The organism is Pseudomonas sp. NFPP07, assembly GCF_900115645.1.
GTDB lineage: Bacteria > Pseudomonadota > Gammaproteobacteria > Pseudomonadales > Pseudomonadaceae > Aquipseudomonas > Aquipseudomonas chlororaphis.
Map to the genome: position 1 here is coordinate 95,498 of NZ_FOXG01000005.1, position 17,830 is coordinate 113,327.

Annotated in this window: 12 protein-coding genes; 1 reads left to right on the plus strand and 11 read right to left on the minus strand. The window is 64.8% G+C overall.

All coding sequences use genetic code 11. From position 1 onward, the window contains the following. Positions 1-776: 776 nt before the first annotated feature. The 11 genes from BM019_RS14160 to BM019_RS14210 all read right to left on the minus strand — a co-directional run bounded on the left by BM019_RS14160 (position 777) and on the right by BM019_RS14210 (position 12,275). On the minus strand, positions 777-1,154 hold the full coding sequence (locus BM019_RS14160) for a hypothetical protein (protein ID WP_092418636.1): 378 nt from the start codon (positions 1,152-1,154) through the stop codon (positions 777-779). Between the two features lie 123 nt (positions 1,155-1,277). Continuing rightward, positions 1,278-2,927, minus strand: a complete 1,650-nt coding sequence (locus BM019_RS14165; protein WP_092418637.1) for a BatD family protein — start codon at positions 2,925-2,927, stop codon at positions 1,278-1,280. After that, positions 2,924-4,684 carry a vWA domain-containing protein gene (locus BM019_RS14170; protein ID WP_092418638.1) on the minus strand — a complete coding sequence of 587 codons (1,761 nt, stop codon included), beginning with the start codon at positions 4,682-4,684 and terminating at the stop codon, positions 2,924-2,926. Before BM019_RS14170 ends, BM019_RS14165 begins: the two co-directional genes overlap by 4 nt. Next, the gene (locus BM019_RS14175; RefSeq protein ID WP_092418639.1) at positions 4,681-5,757 is read right to left on the minus strand and encodes a vWA domain-containing protein; all 1,077 of its coding nucleotides are present in this window, start codon (positions 5,755-5,757) and stop codon (positions 4,681-4,683) included. The genes BM019_RS14170 and BM019_RS14175 overlap by 4 nt, the downstream gene beginning before the upstream one ends. After that, positions 5,750-6,244, minus strand: a complete 495-nt coding sequence (locus BM019_RS14180; RefSeq protein ID WP_009043634.1) for a DUF4381 domain-containing protein — start codon at positions 6,242-6,244, stop codon at positions 5,750-5,752. Before BM019_RS14180 ends, BM019_RS14175 begins: the two co-directional genes overlap by 8 nt. Next, complete coding sequence (locus BM019_RS14185; RefSeq protein WP_007925772.1) at positions 6,241-7,185, minus strand: DUF58 domain-containing protein; 945 nt, start codon at positions 7,183-7,185, stop codon at positions 6,241-6,243. The genes BM019_RS14180 and BM019_RS14185 overlap by 4 nt, the downstream gene beginning before the upstream one ends. Positions 7,186-7,190: 5 nt before the next feature. Then, positions 7,191-8,150: an AAA family ATPase gene (locus BM019_RS14190; RefSeq protein ID WP_007925774.1), complete on the minus strand. Its 960-nt coding sequence runs from the start codon at positions 8,148-8,150 to the stop codon at positions 7,191-7,193. A 223-nt stretch (positions 8,151-8,373) separates the two neighbouring features. Beyond that, positions 8,374-9,714, minus strand: coding sequence for an MFS transporter (locus tag BM019_RS14195; RefSeq protein WP_092418640.1), 1,341 nt, complete (start codon positions 9,712-9,714; stop codon positions 8,374-8,376). 63 nt (positions 9,715-9,777) lie between these two features. Next, a complete protein-coding gene (lhgO, locus tag BM019_RS14200) occupies positions 9,778-10,971 on the minus strand; it encodes an L-2-hydroxyglutarate oxidase (RefSeq protein WP_092418641.1) in 1,194 nt (397 codons plus the stop codon). A 114-nt stretch (positions 10,972-11,085) separates the two neighbouring features. Then, entirely contained in the window at positions 11,086-11,796 is a 711-nt protein-coding gene (locus BM019_RS14205) for a FadR/GntR family transcriptional regulator (protein ID WP_007925785.1), read from the minus strand. 125 nt (positions 11,797-11,921) lie between these two features. Continuing rightward, a complete protein-coding gene (locus BM019_RS14210; protein WP_092418642.1) occupies positions 11,922-12,275 on the minus strand; it encodes a hypothetical protein in 354 nt (117 codons plus the stop codon). Between the two features lie 497 nt (positions 12,276-12,772). Here BM019_RS14210 and BM019_RS14215 point away from each other — a divergent pair, with 497 nt between their 5' ends. Then, positions 12,773-17,644: an NAD-glutamate dehydrogenase gene (locus tag BM019_RS14215; protein ID WP_092418643.1), complete on the plus strand. Its 4,872-nt coding sequence runs from the start codon at positions 12,773-12,775 to the stop codon at positions 17,642-17,644. The last annotated feature ends 186 nt before the right edge of the window (positions 17,645-17,830 follow it).

Consider the following 17,830-nt stretch of genomic DNA (forward strand, 5'->3'; position numbering starts at 1 on the left):
ATGTGGCATCGAGTAGGTATACACGACAAGGACGACAAATAATTTCCTCTGCTCGATTGGGTGACAAGCATGTCAGCCCATTACCGGGCCACGGCACTACCCCGATTGATTTTGCCTCCGTCGATAACCGCGAAGATGATCATGGATGAAGTGTTAGCAGTGCCACCCGCGAACTGAGGGGATGGAATCCGTGCCCATAAATGCCAGTAAGCGTCGGACTTGGTACAGATGGGTACTGTGGATACCTGTGTTGTACTTAGTGGTCACTCACTGGGACATAGCTTTACCGACCGTGAATGTTCACTACGCTAACGCTGGGCGAGATGAGTTCCGGTACATCTGGAACGTCCAGGACCGGATTTACAAAGGTGGAATGCTTCCTGGAGACGGGGCGGTTGATAATGGGGTGCTCTTCCCTGGCGACGAATTCTTCATGGAGTTTTCATGGTGGAGCAAAAAAGAAGGGCGTAATCATTGCATCAGCATCACACCCAAGTGGCCTAACACCGATATTTACCTAGACGCAGATGGCAACATCGACATACGAAAAGAGAGCGGTACTGACGTTGACAGGTTGAAAGAGTGTCAATGGGATCGAGCCAAGCCTTAGGTAGATGTCTGCATGAGTCGTCCTTGATTCAGTAGACACCTTCGACCGGCTGCTAATGGCTGTGGATTCAACCGGCTAGTCGCCAACGGCTGTTTTGGCTAAAACAGATTATCAACGAAGTTCAGATTACCCATCGTCAGGCTTATCCGGTAACGGGCAAGCCCGCTCAAACCCGCGCCAGCAGTAGCAGATACATCCTTTCAAGCAGATTCCTGCACTCCCGCCATGCGGCACCCAGCCCACGTTGTTCATATTGCTCGAACAGTTCGAAGCGCTCCAGGCGCAGTCCGGTAGTGCGCAGGGCCAGGCAGTCGGCTAAGGCCAGTCGGGACAGGCTGGCATCTAACACAGGGTAGGGCTGGCTCGACTGAATAAGCCACCCCAACTCCGTCTGCTCGACATTGCAGAACAACAACTGGCAATCAGCCTTCAGTTCATGATCGAGAATCGAGTTCAGCCGCTCCCGCAGGAGGTCGGCTGGCTGGAAGGCGCTGCCACTCAAATGGGTGACAAGCAGAAAACGGGCGCTGGAGGTGATGATCAAGATTCGTGGCCTGCCTCGACGGGGGAGAGCGGGGATTAGCTCACTCTCGGCCCGTGCTGGGGAAGGGGACAATTCTGAAATGGGGTGCAGAAACCGCAGCGCAAGGCTGCGCGGTTTCCTGGGTTATTTCGGGTAGAGCGGCGGCAGGCTGCTGGTGTCGGCCAGCGGGGCCTGGACGTGTTCGGCGATCGGGATGGCGCGGATCGCGCGCCACAGTTCTTCGCCTTGCCAGTAGTGGCCGGTTTCGCTGTAGAGCGCGCCGTTGAGGCCGTCCAGGGCGTCGGACAGGGGCACGAAGCGGGCGGCCATGTCGGCCAGGGTTTCCGGTTGCTGGCGGGCCCAGGCATCCAGGGCCTGGCGGGTGGCTTGCGGGTCGTTGGCCAGGCAGGCGCGCTTGAGGTCGTCGAGCAGGGTGCGCGGGTTGGGGCCGGCCTGCACGGCGCGCAGGATTGCCGGTTGCCAGCGCGCGCGCCACCAGAGGCCGAAGCCGAGCAGGGTGGTGCAGGCCAGCAGCAGGGTGCTGAGTTTCCAGGCCCACAGCGTGGAGCTGTCGCCACCGGCGCCAGATGGCGTCGTGCCGGCCGGGGTGTCCACCACCAGGCTCGGGTTGTTCGCCACTTGCAGGGTACGCGCCGGCAGGCTGCTGTGTTCCAGGTGGTCCTCATGGGTGTTCCACCAGACCACTTCCAGTGCCGGTAGGTCGATGCTGCCGCTGCGGTTCGGCACCAGGGCCTGGCTGTCTTCGCGGCTGCCGATCAGCCCGCGGTCGCTGACCTGATTGCTCAGCTGCGGCTGGTCCGGGTAGCTGCGCAGGCCGTTGGCTTCGGTCACCGGCAAGGGTGGCAGCTGCGAGCTGGACAGGCCTTCGGCCTTGAGGGTCAGGCTGCGGGTCAATGAGTCGCCGACCTGGCTATGGTCCGGCTCGGGGTTCCAGCTTTCGCTCAGGCTCAGGCTGCGGGCCGGCAGCCAAGGCGCGTCGGCCGGGTATTCGGCTGGCTTAGCCTTGACCGTCAGCGGCATCTGCGCCGAGCTCACGTGCATCAGCTTGCCCGGCTTCAGGCCCTGGGGCGCCGAGTCCTGGGTGCTGGCAGTGTCGGCCAGGGTGGCGCTGAAGGTCAGCTCCGGAATGTCCAGCACGCCGCTGTGCTGGGGGAAGATCGCGTAGCGGATCTCGATCACGCCGTGGCGCACGCCGTTGATGACTTTTTCATAGGTGCGCGACTCGCCGAGCTGTTCGACCCGGGCGTCGTCGATCTGCAACGGCGTCAGGCTGCTGTCGTCGTACAGCGACACCGAGTGATAGATGTGCAGGGTCAGCACTGCCTGGGCCTGCACGTAGACGCTGTCCTGGTCGAGGCTGGCGTCGATGAACACCGGCTCCAGCGGCGCGCTGTCGCTGCGGCTTGCGCTTTGCAGCACCTGCAGGGTGATCGGCTGGCTCTGTACTTCGCCCAGTTGCAGGGCCGGGATCACCACGGTGCCGGTGGTCTTGGGCAGCAGGGTGATGATCCAGCGGGTGATGGCGCGGTTGTCGCCGTTGAGGCTGGTCAACTGGTTGACCTGGCGCGTGCCCTGGACCTCGAACTGCGCTTGCAGCGGGGTCAGGTCGGGTTTGCCGAACAGCGTGACATTGTTGGATTCCAGGGTCAGCTCGACGGTTTCCCCAGAGTTCACGCGGCTGCGGTCGACACTGGCGACCAGCCCCTCGGCCCGGGCCGCAAAGGCGCCGAGTGTCAGTACAAGCGTGAGTAAGAGGGCGGTGAAGCGGGTCATCGAATTTTTCCCTGATCCTGATGTTGTTGCTGTTCGTACCAGAACTTGCGGCGCAGCAGTTCGCCCGGATCGTCCGGAATCTGCCGTAGCCATTGTTCCAATGCTTGACGGTGTTCGCCGTCGAAATTGTCCTGGGCATCGCGCAGCGGCGGCGTGGTGGTCTGTTCGTCGCCCAATTCGCTGCCGGGAACCGCATCGTTGCCCGGGGTGGCGACCTCGTCGTCCGTCGACTCGTCGGCGCTGGTGGGGTGGCTGTTCTCCGGCGGCTGCTGGCCCGGGGTGACCGGTGCCTGGGTCGCCGCGCCGGCTTGCGGCGGCTGGCGGGTTTCGTCGTTGTCCTGGCTTTCGCCCTTGGCCGGTTCTTCCGGCGGCGCGGGCTCGGTTTCCTGCAACAGGCGTTCGACCAGGGCCTTGTTCTTTTGCGCGGCGGCAAGCTCCGGTTGCAGCTCCAGAGCCTGCTCGTAGGCATCCAGCGCGGCGTCCAGCTCGCCGCTCTTGGCCAGGGCGTTGCCACGATTGTAGTGGGCGCGGGCGTCGTTGCCTTCGGCAAAGCGCTGAGCGGCAGCGGCGTAGTTGCCGGCCTCGTACAGCGCCACGCCTTGCCACTGCGGGTCCTCGAAATGCTGCGCCGCCTCGCCGGGCCGCTTCTGTTCCAGAAGGCGCTGGCCCTGCTGGTCGGGGCGCAGCCACAGGTCGTTGAACTCGAAGGCGTAGCTGGGCTGCGGCACGGCGAACAGCAGCAGCGGCAGGCAGAACAGCCAGCCGCGGCGCCCGGCGCAGGCGGCCAGCAGCAACAGCGGCAGGAGCAGCCAGTAACCCTGGTCGGCCCAGGTGTCCAGGCGCAGGGTCTGGCCGTCGCTGCGCAGGTTCTGCGGACCGCTGAGCAGGCCCAGGCCGCGCAGGTCGTTATCGTCCAGGCGCGCCGGGCGATAGCGGCCGCCGACCTCGCCGATGAAGCGCTTCAGGCTCGGACCGTCGAGGCGCGACATGAGGATCGCGCCCTGTTCGTCCTTGAGAAAGCTGCCGTCTTCCTGGGCCACCGGCGAGCCCTGGCGGCTGCCGATCCCGAGCATCAACAGCTGCGGTGCCTGGCCACCGAGGGCCTGGCGGATGCCCTGGCGTTCCTGCTCGCTCAGGGACGAGCCGATCAGCAGGATCCGGCCCTGGCCCAGCGCGCCCTGGTCCAGCAGCTTCAAGGCTTTTTGCAGGGCCAGGTCGGCGCGATGGCCGGGCTGGGGCATGATCGACGGCTTGAGGGCTTCCAGCAGGTTGCGGCTGGTGGCCAGGTCGTCCGACAGCGGCACCAGGGTGTGGGCGCTGCCGGCGTAGACCACGATTGCCGTCTGCGCATCGCTGCGTACCTGCAACAGGTCCAGCAGCTTGCGCCGGGCCTGTTCCAGGCGATTGGGCGGGACGTCGCCGGCGAGCATTTCCGGGGTCAGTTCCAGCAGTACCACCAGCGGGTCGGCCGGTTTCTGGCTGGTCTGTTCGACCCGCTGCCAGCCGGGGCCGAGCAGGGCCAGCACGGCGAGAATCCAGGCCAGGCCTAGGGCGATCCACGGCAGTTTGCTTTCGCGGCCGTTGCCGCCGCTGAGCAGGGCGGTGTGAAAGGCCGGCGGCAGGATCATCTGCCAACGGCCGGCGCGTTTCTGCCGGTGCCACAACTGCCACAGCAACCAGCCGAGCAGCGGCAACAGCAGCAGCCACCAGGGACGGAACCAGTGGGGCCAGAGTTCGGCCCAGAACGGCGCGCTCATCGACGTCTCCGCAGGCGCAGGCGTTTGAGCCGTTCGCGCCAGTCTGGCAGAGGTTGCAGAAAACGCTCGCGGGTGAAGAAGCGTTGCAGCGGATGGTCCGGCCAGCGCTCGCGCACCACCAGCAGCATGCTCAACAGCAGCGCCGCGGCCAGCGGCCAGCTGTACAGCGCCTGTGCCGAACGGGCCTGGGTCGGCTGCTGGGTCACCGGTTCCAGTTGGTCGAGGGTGTCCTTGATCGCTTGCAGCTCCTGGCTGTCGCGGGCGCGGAAATAGCGCCCGCCAGTGGCTGCGGCGATGGCCTTGAGGGCCGGCTCGTCCAGGTCCAGGCTCGGGTTGAGGCCGAGGAAGCCCAGGGTGCCGCTTTGCTCCGGGTCGGCGCCGATGCCGATCGGGTAGATCTTCACGCCTTCTTCGGCGGCCAGGCGGGCGGCGGTCAGCGGGTCGATTTCACCGCCGTTGTTGGCGCCGTCGGTGACCAGGATCAGCACCCGGCTCTGCGCCGGACGCTGGCGCAGGCGCTTGAGCGCCAGGCCGATGGCGTCGCCGATGGCGGTGTTCTTGCCGGCGATGCCGATCTTCGCTTCGTCCAGCCAGACGCGCACGGTGTGCCGGTCGAAGGTCAGCGGCGCTTGCAGGTAGGCCTTGCTGCCGAACAGGATCAGGCCGACGCGGTCGCCTTCGCGGCTTTCCAGGAAGTCGCCGAGCAGGTGCTGGACCAGGTTCAGGCGGCTGACGTCTTCGTCCTGCCACTGCATGTCGGGGAAGTCCATGGAGCCGGACACATCCACCGCCACCAGCAGGTCGCGACCGCTGGCGGCTACGGGCAGCGGTTCGCCCAGCCATTGCGGGCGGGCGGCGGCCAGCAGCAGCAACAGCCACAGCAGGATAAAGGGGGCCTGCTGGCGCCAGGTCGGCAGGTTGGCCCGGGCGCGGCGCTTGGCCAGGCCTTCCAGGTCGCTGAGGAAGCTGACTTTTAGCGCCGGTTCGCCGCTGTCGGCCACCGGCAGCAGCACCCGCAGCAGCCAGGGCAGCGGCAGCAGGGCGAAGATCCACGGCCAGGCGAACTCAAACATGTTTGCGAATCCAGATTTCCACCGCCTGGGTCAGGCCGGCGATGGCCTTGTCGTCGAGCTTGCACTCGGGCTTGTAGGCGCCTTCCACCAGGACCATCCAGCGCGTGAGGCCGGCCGCCGGGCAGCGGTTGTCGAGGAACGCCAGCCACTTGCGGCCGTTGAGGGTATGGCTCTGGCTGTAGGGGTAATGGTTGCGGCACAGGCGCTTGAGCAAGCCATTGAGTTGTTGCAGCCAGGCGCCGGCGGGCGCGCCGTCGTAGGGCTTGGGCAGCAACGCCAGTTCGGCGAGGGCGGCCAGGCGTAGCGGGTCCAGCGGTTGTTCGGCGCGCGGCAGGGCATGTTGGCGCGGCCAGAAGCGCTTGAGCCGCCACAGGCCAAAGCCGAGCAGCGGCAGCAACACCAGCAACAGCCACCAGCCCGGTGCCGGCGGCCACAGGCCGATGGCGGGCGGGGCGATCAAGGGTTGCAGTTGGTCGAGGCTGCTCATCGGGTTTTCCCCGGGCGTTGCGGGTTCAGGTACTCGCGCAGTTGCTCGACCATTTCGCTCTGGGTGCTCAGGGGCATCAGCAGCACCCGCAGCTTCTGCGCCAGCAGTTCCCAGCGGGCGATGCGCGCTTCGCTCTGCGCCCGGTAGGCTTGGCGCAGTTCGTAGTTGAGGGTGTCCAGCTCCAGCTGCGCGCCGCGTTCGGCGAAACGCAACAGACCGGCGGCGGGCAGGGCGTGGTCCAGCGGGTCGGACAGCGGCATCAGCAGCAAATCGCAGTGGCGCGACAGCAGGCTCAGTTGCTGTTCGGCGGCGTCGCTCAGGGCGCGCTCGTCGCAGATCACGATCACCAGGCTGCCCGGGCGCAGCACTTCGCGACCACGGCGCAGGGCGGTGCCGAGGGCATCGCGTTCGGGTTCGGTTTCGCTGTGCAGCGACTGGTTGACCCGCACCAGGCGGTTGAGCAGTTGCAGCAGGCTCTGCTTACTGCGTCGCGGCTTGATCTCGTAGTGCTCGTCGTCGCCGAACACCAGGCCGCCGACCCGGTCGTTGTGGCCCAGGGCGGCCCAGCCGATCAGGCTCGCGGCCTGGGCGGCGAGCACCGACTTGAACATCAGCCCGGAACCGAAGAACAGCCGCCGGCTCTGCTCGACCATGATGAAGATCGGCCGTTCGCGTTCTTCGTGGAACAGCTTGGTGTGGGGTTCCTGGGTGCGCGCGGTGACGCGCCAGTCGATGCTGCGCACGTCGTCGCCGGCCTGGTAGACCCGCACCTGGTCGAAGTCGACGCCACGGCCGCGCAGCTTGGAGTGGTGCAGGCCGACCAGCGGGCTGCGCTGGCTCGGCGTGGAAAACAGCTGCACTTCGCGCACGCGATGGCGCATCTCGATCAGCTCGGCGAGGCTGACGCGGATGCCCGGGGCATCGACAGGGCTGGCGTTCATCGGGGTCAAGCGACGGCTACGACGTCGAGAATCCGCTGGACCACCCGGTCCTGGTCGATGCCGGCGGCTTCTGCTTCGAAAGACAGAATGATGCGGTGGCGCAACACGTCGAACAGCACCGCCTGGATGTCCTCGGGGCTGACGAAGTCGCGCCCGGCCAGCCAGGCGTGGGCCCGGGCGCAGCGGTCGAGGGCGATGGAGCCGCGCGGGCTGGCGCCATAGGCGATCCATTCGGCCATCTCCGGGTCGAACTTGGCCGGGGTGCGGGTGGCCATCACCAACTGCACCAGGTATTCCTCCACGGCGTCGGCCATGTACAGGCCGAGGATTTCCTTGCGCGCGGCGAAGATCGCCTGCTGGCTGATGCGGCGCTCGGGCTTGGTTTCGCCGTTCAGCGCCTCGCCACGGGCCTGTTGCAGGATGCGCCGCTCGACGGCAGCGTCGGGGAAGCCGATCTTGACGTGCATCAGGAAACGGTCGAGCTGGGCTTCGGGCAGCGGGTAGGTGCCTTCCTGCTCGATGGGGTTCTGCGTGGCCATCACCAGGAACAGCGGCGACAGCTCATAAGTGCTGCGGCCGACGCTGACCTGGCGCTCGCCCATGGCTTCGAGCAAGGCCGACTGGACCTTGGCCGGGGCGCGGTTGATTTCGTCGGCCAGCACCAGGTTGTGGAAAATCGGTCCTTGCTGGAACACGAAGCTGCCGGTTTCCGGGCGATAGATTTCGGTGCCGGTGATGTCGGCAGGCAACAGGTCGGGGGTGAACTGGATGCGATGGAACTGCGCTTCGATGCCTTCGGCCAACTCTTTGATGGCCTTGGTCTTGGCCAGGCCCGGGGCGCCCTCGACCAGCATGTGGCCGTCGGCGAGCAGGGCGATGAGCAAGCGCTCGATGAGTTTTTCCTGGCCGAGAATCTGCGTTGAAAGAAAGGTTCGCAGCGCGAGTAGCGCTTCACGATGTTCCATCGATGACTGTTCCTGCAGAGGGTGACCGAGGGCGTTCGAATAACGCCAAGGCTGGGGGCGTTACTTTAATCCATCCGGGCCCCCGGCGACTAACGGCACCTGGCAAATTTCTGTAAATAACCGCTAATTGCCCGCAACCGCGCAGGGTATTTCAAGGTTTGGGAGAAGGGGATGGCGGCGGGTGCCTGACGCGCCGCCCTCACGGCGCGTCAGTGGCGGGCGCTCAGTTCTTGAAGCTGGAGTGCTTGCGGCCCTGGTCGCACAGGGCGAAGACCACCACCATCACCGCCGAGACCGCCAGGATCAGCGCCACGCCGTCGGTCGAGTGAGTCGCCGAGTTGGCCACCAGGGCCAGCCCGCCCAGGGGCGCCAGGCCGCCGGCGATGGCGGTGCCGATTTCGCGGCCGGTACCGAAGCCGGAAGAGCGGGTCTGGGTCGGGAACTGGCGGCTGAGGAACGAGCCCTGGGGGGCGAACATCATCGGGGCCAATACCCCGGTGCCGATGGCGATGGCCAGGTAGATCATCAGCGGCTCGCCGGTATTGAGCAGGCTCAGGAACGGATAGGCGAACAACACCGAGCACAGCCCGCCGAGCATCAGCACCTTCTTGCTGCTCCACTTGTCGCAGAGCCAGCCGAAGCAGGGCACGGCGACTATCGCCACCAGGCTGGCGATGGTCACCGACAGCGAGGTGACATGGGCCTCGACGCCTTTGTACTGGGTCAGGTAGGCCAGGGAGAAGGTCTTGAAGATGTAGCTCAGGGCGTTGTAGCCGATGGCCACGAACAGCACCACGGCCAGGCCCTTGAGGTCGTTCTTGAACAGCAGCTTGAGGGGCGAGGCCTGGACCTTGGCACTGTCCTTTTCCTGCGCCTTGTCCAGCTTCTCGAACTGCGGGGTTTCCGGAATGCTGCGCCGCACCCACAGGCCGACGCCGACCAGGGCGATGCTGCAGATGAACGGAATGCGCCAGCCGCCGGAGAGCAGGAACTCATTGCCGTTCATGGTCAGCAGGTAGACGGTCAGCGACGACAGCAGCAGGCCCAGGTTCAGGCCCAGCGCCGGCCAGGCCCCCTGACTGCCGCGCTTGCCTTCGCTGGCGTGCTCGTAGGAGGTCACCGCCGCCCCGGACAGTTCGGCGCCAGCACCGAGGCCCTGGATGATCCGCACCAGCACCAGGATGATCGGCGCCCAGATGCCGATCGAGGCATAGCTGGGAATCAGGCCGATCAGCGTGGTGCACACACCCATCATGCAGAAGGTGATCACCAGCACCTGCTTGCGCCCGAACCGGTCGCCCAAATAGCCGAACAGCACGCCGCCGAAGGGCCGGGCGATAAAGCCGATGGCAAAGGTGGAGAACGCCAGCAGCGAGGCGACTTTCGGGTTGCCGGGGTCGAAGAAGATTTTCGAGAACACGATGGCCGCCATGGTGGCGTACAGATAGAAGTCGTACCACTCCAGCATCGAGCCGAAGATCGTCGCCGCCGCGACCTTGCGCAGGCGTTTTTGTTTTTGTTGCGGCGTTTCGCATGCGGCCGGGGCCGCCTCATGGACTGACATCTGAGGATTCCTTGTTGTTTGTAGTTATTTTCAAGCGGGCGCCAGGCACCCGTGCAGCGGGGATCAACGGGCTTTGCGGATTCTCTCGGCAATCATCTGGCCGATGGGGATGGCCGAGGTCGCGGCCGGCGAGGGGGCATTGCAGACGTGGACCATGCGTGGGGTTTCGGCGAACAGGAAGTCGTGCACCAGGGTGCCGTCGCGCATCACCGCCTGGGCGCGAATCCCGGCCTCATACGGCAGCAGGTCGGCGACTTCCAGGGACGGGCAGTATTTGCGGCACTGTTCCAGGTAGCCGCGCTTGAACAGCGAGTTCTTCATCTCCGTGGTGCCGGAGCCGAGGTTATTCCAGATGGTTTTCCAGAAGCCGGGGAAGGTTGCGTACTCGGCCACGTCGCGCCAGTTGACGGAGAACTTGCGATAGTTCTCCCGCCCCAGGCCGAGCACGGCGTTGGGGCCGACGGTGACGCTGCCGTCGATCATCCGGGTCAGGTGCACGCCGAGAAACGGCAGCTCCGGGTCGGGAATCGGGTAGATCAGGTGATTGACGATGGCGTTCTTCGCCGCCGGCAGGCGGAAGTACTCGCCGCGGAACGGGATGATCTGGTGGTCGATTTTGACCCCGGCCAGGGCCGCCAGGCGATCCGATTGCAGGCCGGCGCAGGCCACCAGCTGGCGGGCGCTCCAGACCTTGTCGTCGCTGCTGATGGTGACTTTGTCGGCGGTTTCGACGATGGCGCGCACGGTGGTCTGCAACTGCACTTCGCCGCCGGCCTGCTGGATGACCCGGGCCATGGCTTCGCACACCTGCCGGTAGTCGACGATGCCGGTGGCATCGAGGAACAGGCCGCCGAGGCCGACGATGTTCGGTTCGCGCCGCTGCAGCTCTTGCGCATCCAGCCGTTCGACCTTCAGGCCGTTCTGCTGCGAGCGCTCGTACAAGGCATGCATGCGCTCGACTTCCAACGGCGTGGAGGCCACCAGCAGCTTGCCGCAGACCTCGAACCTGATCCCGTGCTCGGTACAGAAATCCTTGGTCGCCTGGGCGCCGCGCTTGCACAGGTCGGCCTTGAGGCTGCCCGGGGCGTAGTAGATGCCGGCGTGGATCACCCCGCTGTTGTGGCCGGTCTGGTGCCGGGCCAGGACGTTTTCCTTTTCCAGGATCAGCAGCGAGGCGCCGGGCTGGCGTTCGAGCAGCGCCATGGCGGTGGCGAGGCCAACGATGCCGCCGCCGATGATGCAGTAGTCGTAGATCATGCAGATGTCACCTTGGTTATTCTTGTTCGGGTCTGATTATCAGGTTGTCAGACAAAGTTAGGTAAATAAAAGACGCCGCGCGGCAGCGTCCGTCAGGCAGTGGGTTACAGGGGTTTAATCGATACTCGGCAGGTCGATTTTCAAGCGCTTGGCCGCGGCCCGCAGGTGCGCCTCGGCGCAGGCGGCGGCCTGCTGCCGGTCACCGGCGGCGATGGCTTCGTACAGTGCCTGGTGTTCGCGGCCGGCATCGGCGGAACCGCCGACCGAATGGGCCGCCGAGTTTTCCCAGGCGGTGCGCCGCGCTTCGGCCAGCTGGCCGCGAAGAAAATCATGGAAGGCGACGAAGTAGTGGTTCTTGCTGGCGTCGGCGATGGCTCGGTGGAACTCCACGTCGGCGAGGGCGGCCGCGGCCAGATCGCTGCGCTGGTCGTGCATCTCTTGCAGGGCGCTGCGCATGCGTTGCAGGTCGGCGTCGTCGCGGCGCTGGGCGGCGATGGAAGCGGCCTGGGTTTCGATCCACAGGCGCATTTCGAACATCTGCACCAGATCGGGCTTGCGGCCCTTCTGGCTGGGAAAACGGAACACACTGCCATTGGGATTCTGCGAAATGAACGAGCCCAGCCCGCGGCGGCTGACCAGGATGCCGTCGGCCTTGAGTTGCGCCACGGCCTCGCGCACCACCGAGCGGCTGACGTTCAGTTGCTCGGTCAATTGCTGTTCGGTCGGCAGGCGCGATTCGGCGGTCAGGCGGCCGGCGTCGATTTCCTTGCGGATCGCGTTGACCACTCGTTCGACCAGGGTGTCGGGGCGCTGGAGCTGAAGCATGGAGGAGGGGGCTCGTAAGTCAGGTTGTCAGACAATGCCGGGGCGCCGGTTTCTTGTCAAGAAACCAGTCGGTGGCTCGTAGCTCCAAGCTCCAAGCTCCAAGCTTGTAGCTTAAAGCTTGTAGCTCAAAACTCTCTGATATAGGTGCCGGTGCCCTTGAGGATGTTCTGCAGGGTTTCCTCGACTTCCGCCAGGTCGGCCGCCGCGGTGTTGTGCAGGATCTCCAGGTGATCGCTGCCATTGAGCGCGTCGGCGTCGGCCGCGGCGATTTCGATCAGCAGGCGGGTCGGGCCCAGGGTGACTTTCACCCCGTCCAGGGTCGAGGGTTCGCCGTCCAGGGTGATCTCCAGTTCGTCCTCGTCCGGGTAGCGGGTCATCAGGAACATCTCGCCCTGGTTGCTGTGGCAGCAGAGCATGGCCATGTTGTCTTCTTCGTCGTCGCACGGGTTGGCGATCAGGTGGGCGGTGGTCATTTGCATAGGGCGAGTCCTGGGTCTGGCTCCGACGGGGGAGCGGGGCGAACAAAGTGCAATTCTGCCAGCCCGGGGGAATTTCTGCTGCTTTGTGTGTCAGAGAGTGGGTTCCCGACGCGGGCCGTTTCTGGCACGACAGTCCCGTAAAGCCTCGGCGCGACCGCCGTTTTGTCCGGCGGCTGCTAGTGTTGTTCAAGGCTTGGCCCGCCAGTTGCCTGCCAATGACCGAATATGTCGCAGCACCGCAAGCAGCGCTCTTGCCGCACTCGTTAAGCTGCGCAACGGATGAGCACCTGTAAAGGCATTGCCCGGCGCACCGCGGCAGTCGTTTTTGCAGATGCCCATCCGGGAACGGTGAATGTGACCTGAGCGTCTCATACAGCTTCACCACCCTGTCATCCTGCGACCTCTGCCCGAGATCCAGGAGCAGGATGACCGACACCCCCGCAAGGGGATTGCATGCGACGCTTTACTCAATAACAAGCCCAAGCGGAGTACCACAGATGGCGTTCTTCACCGCAGCCAGCAAGGCCGACTTCCAGCACCAACTGCAAGCGGCACTGGCGCAGCACATCAGTGAACAGGCACTGCCACAAGTGGCGCTGTTCGCTGAACAATTCTTCGGCATCATTTCTCTGGACGAACTCACCCAGCGTCGCTTGTCCGACCTGGCGGGCTGCACCCTTTCTGCCTGGCGCCTGCTTGAGCGCTTCGACCACGCGCAACCGCAAGTGCGCGTCTACAACCCCGATTACGAACGTCATGGCTGGCAGTCGACCCACACCGCGGTCGAAGTGCTGCACCATGACCTGCCGTTCCTGGTGGACTCGGTCCGCACCGAGCTGAACCGTCGCGGCTACAGCATCCACACCCTGCAGACCACCGTGCTGAGCGTGCGTCGCGGGAGCAAGAACGAGCTGCTGGAAATCCTGCCCAAGGGCACCCAGGGCGAAGGCATCCTGCAAGAATCGCTGATGTACCTGGAGATCGACCGCTGCGCCAACACCGCCGAGCTCAATGTCCTGAGCAAGGAACTGGAGCAGGTGCTCGGCGAAGTGCGCGTCGCCGTGGCCGATTTCGAGCCGATGAAAGCCAAGGTCCAGGAACTGATCGATGGCATCGGCAACAGCCAGTTCGAGATCGACGCCGATGAAAAGGGCGAGATCAAGAGCTTCCTGGAATGGCTGGTGGGCAACCACTTCACCTTCCTCGGCTACGAAGAGTTCGTGGTGCGCGAGGACCACCACGGTGGCCATATCGAGTACGACCAGGACTCCTTCCTCGGCCTGACCAAGCTGCTGCGCGCCGGCCTTACCGTCGACGACCTGCGCATCGAAGACTACGCCGTGAACTACCTGCGCGAACCGACGCCGCTGTCGTTCGCCAAGGCCGCCCACCCAAGCCGCGTGCACCGTCCGGCCTACCCGGACTATGTGTCGATCCGCCAGATCGATGCCGATGGCAATGTGCTCAAGGAATGCCGCTTCATGGGCCTGTACACCTCGTCGGTGTATGGCGAAAGCGTGCGGGTGATTCCTTATATCCGCCGCAAGGTGGAAATCATCGAACAGCGCTCCGGCTTCCAGGCCAAGGCGCACCTGGGCAAGGAACTGGCCCAGGTCCTCGAAGTGCTGCCGCGCGACGACCTGTTCCAGACCCCGGTCGACGAGCTGTTCAACACCGTGATGTCGATCGTGCAGATCCAGGAACGCAACAAGATCCGCGTGTTCCTGCGCAAGGACCCGTACGGTCGTTTCTGCTACTGCCTGGCCTATGTACCGCGCGACATCTATTCCACCGAAGTGCGGCAGAAGATCCAGCAAGTGCTGATGGATCGCCTGAAGGCCACCGACTGCGAGTTCTGGACTTTCTTCTCCGAGTCCGTGCTGGCGCGCGTGCAACTGATCCTGCGGGTCGACCCGAAGAACCGCATCGACATCGACCCGCTGCTGCTGGAAAAAGAAGTGGTGCAGGCCTGCCGCAGCTGGCAGGACGACTACGCCGCGCTGACCGTCGAAAGCTTCGGCGAAGCCCACGGCACCAACGTCCTGGCCGACTTCCCGAAAGGCTTCCCGGCCGGCTACCGCGAGCGCTTCGCCGCGCATTCGGCGGTGGTCGACATGCAGCACCTGCTGAGCCTGACCGAGGCCAACCCGCTGGTGATGAGCTTCTACCAGCCGCTGACCCAGTCCACCAGCCAGCCGCTGCTGCACTGCAAGCTGTATCACGCCGATACCCCGCTGGCGCTGTCCGACGTGCTGCCGATCCTGGAAAACCTCGGCCTGCGCGTGCTCGGCGAGTTCCCGTATCGCCTGCGTCACGCCAGCGGCCGTGAGTTCTGGATTCACGACTTTGCCTTCACCGCGGCCGAAGGCCTGAACCTGGATATCCAGCAGCTCAACGACACCCTGCAGGACGCCTTCGTCCATATCGTGCGTGGCGATGCCGAGAACGACGCGTTCAACCGCCTGGTGCTGACCGCCGGCCTGCCATGGCGCGACGTCGCGCTGCTGCGTGCCTACGCCCGTTACCTGAAGCAGATCCGCCTGGGCTTCGACCTGGGCTACATCGCCAGCACCCTGAACAACCACACCGATATCGCCCGCGAGCTGACCCGGTTGTTCAAGACCCGCTTCTACCTGGCGCGCAAGCTCGGCAGCGATGACCTGGAAGACAAGCAGCAACGCCTGGAGCACGCGATCCTCAGCGCCCTGGACGATGTCCAGGTGCTCAACGAAGACCGCATCCTGCGTCGCTACCTGGACCTGATCAAGGCCACCCTGCGGACCAACTTCTACCAGACCGATGCCAACGGCCATAACAAGTCTTACTTCAGCTTCAAGTTCAACCCGCACTTGATTCCCGAGCTGCCCAAGCCGGTGCCGAAGTTCGAAATCTTCGTCTACTCGCCGCGCGTCGAAGGCGTGCACCTGCGCTTCGGCAACGTTGCCCGTGGCGGCCTGCGCTGGTCCGATCGCGAAGAAGACTTCCGTACCGAAGTCCTCGGCCTGGTAAAGGCCCAGCAAGTGAAGAACTCGGTGATCGTGCCGGTGGGCGCCAAGGGCGGCTTCCTGCCGCGTCGCCTGCCATTGGGCGGCAGCCGGGACGAGATCGCGGCCGAAGGCATCGCCTGCTACCGCATCTTCATTTCCGGCCTGCTGGACATCACCGACAACCTGAAGGACGGCGCCCTGGTGCCGCCGGCCAACGTGGTGCGTCACGACGACGATGACCCGTACCTGGTAGTGGCGGCGGACAAGGGCACCGCGACCTTCTCCGACATCGCCAACGGCATCGCCATCGACTACGGCTTCTGGCTGGGCGATGCGTTCGCTTCCGGCGGTTCCGCCGGTTACGACCACAAGAAGATGGGCATCACCGCCAAGGGCGCGTGGGTCGGCGTGCAGCGCCACTTCCGCGAGCGCGGCATCAATGTCCAGGAAGACAGCATCACAGTGGTGGGCGTCGGCGACATGGCCGGCGATGTGTTCGGCAACGGCTTGCTGATGTCCGACAAGCTGCAGCTGGTCGCGGCCTTCAACCATATGCACATCTTCATCGACCCGAATCCGGACCCGGCCACCAGCTTCGCCGAGCGCCAGCGCATGTTCGACCTGCCGCGTTCGGCCTGGAGCGACTACGACACCAGCATCATGTCCGAAGGCGGCGGCATCTTCTCGCGCAGCGCGAAGAGCATCGCCATTTCGCCACAGATGAAAGAACGCTTCGACATCCAGGCCGACAAGCTGACCCCGACCGAGCTGCTCAACGCCTTGCTCAAGGCGCCGGTGGACCTGTTGTGGAACGGCGGTATCGGTACCTACGTCAAGGCCAGCACGGAAAGCCACGCCGATGTCGGCGACAAGGCCAACGATGCACTGCGCGTGAACGGTAACGAGTTGCGCTGCAAGGTGGTGGGCGAGGGCGGCAACCTCGGCATGACCCAGCTGGGTCGTGTGGAGTTCGGCCTCAATGGCGGCGGTTCCAACACCGACTTCATCGACAACGCCGGTGGCGTGGACTGCTCCGACCACGAAGTGAACATCAAGATCCTGCTCAACGAAGTGGTGCAGGCCGGCGACATGACCGACAAGCAGCGTAACCAGCTGCTGGCGAGCATGACCGACGAAGTCGGTGGCCTGGTGTTGGGCAACAACTACAAGCAGACCCAGGCCCTGTCCCTGGCGGCCCGTCGCGCCTTTGCCCGGATCGCCGAGTACAAGCGCCTGATGAGCGACCTGGAAGGCCGTGGCAAGCTGGACCGCGCCATCGAGTTCCTGCCGTCGGAAGAGCAGCTCAACGAACGCGTCAGCGCCGGCCACGGGCTGACCCGTCCGGAACTGTCGGTGCTGATCTCCTACAGCAAGATCGACCTCAAGGAACAGCTGCTGGGTTCCCTGGTGCCGGACGACGACTACCTGACCCGCGACATGGAAACCGCGTTCCCGCCGACCCTGGTCAGCAAGTTCGCCGAAGCCATGCGCCGTCACCGCCTCAAGCGCGAGATCGTCAGCACCCAGATCGCCAACGACCTGGTCAACCACATGGGCATCACCTTCGTGCAACGCCTGAAGGAGTCCACTGGCATGAGCCCGGCCAACGTGGCGGGCGCCTATGTGATCGTGCGTGACATCTTCCATCTCCCGCACTGGTTCCGCCAGATCGAAGCCCTGGACCACCAGGTCTCGGCCCAGGTGCAACTGGAGCTGATGGACGAGCTGATGCGCCTTGGCCGTCGCGCCACTCGCTGGTTCCTGCGCAGCCGTCGCAACGAGCAGGATGCCGCGCGTGACGTCGCGCACTTCGGTCCGCACCTGGCGGCGTTGGGCCTCAAGCTCGACGAACTGCTGGAAGGCCCGACTCGCGAAGGCTGGCAGACCCGCTACACCGCCTACGTCGAAGCCGGCGTGCCCGAGCTGTTGGCGCGCATGGTGGCAGGTACCACCCACCTGTACACCCTGTTGCCGATCATCGAGGCCGCGGATGTCACCGGGCACGACGCCGCCGATGTGGCCAAGGCCTACTTCGCCGTGGGCAGCGCCCTGGACCTGCCGTGGTACCTGCAGCAGATCAGCGATCTGCCGGTGGCCAACAACTGGCAGGCCCAGGCACGCGAAGCCTTCCGCGACGACGTGGACTGGCAGCAGCGGGCGATCACCATCTCGGTCCTGCAAATGGCCGACGCGCCGCAAGACATGGAAGCCCGCGTGGCCCTGTGGCTTGAGCAGAACCAGAGCATGGTCGAGCGCTGGCGCGCGATGCTGGTGGAAATCCGTGCCGCCAGCGGCACCGACTACGCCATGTACGCGGTGGCCAACCGCGAGTTGCTGGACCTGGCCATGAGCGGTCAATCGGGCCTTGTAGCGGCGGCCTGATCGAGCGGTAAATGAAAAAGCCCCGTATCGCGAGATACGGGGCTTTTTTATGGCCTCAAGAAATGCTGTAGCCGCTGCCGCAGGCTGCGATCGAGCGGAACGCTCGCAAGGGGCTCAAGGTCCTGCGGACCTATCGCAGCCTGCGGCAGCGGCTACAAAAAGCACACCGCTCCTACGGAATATCTG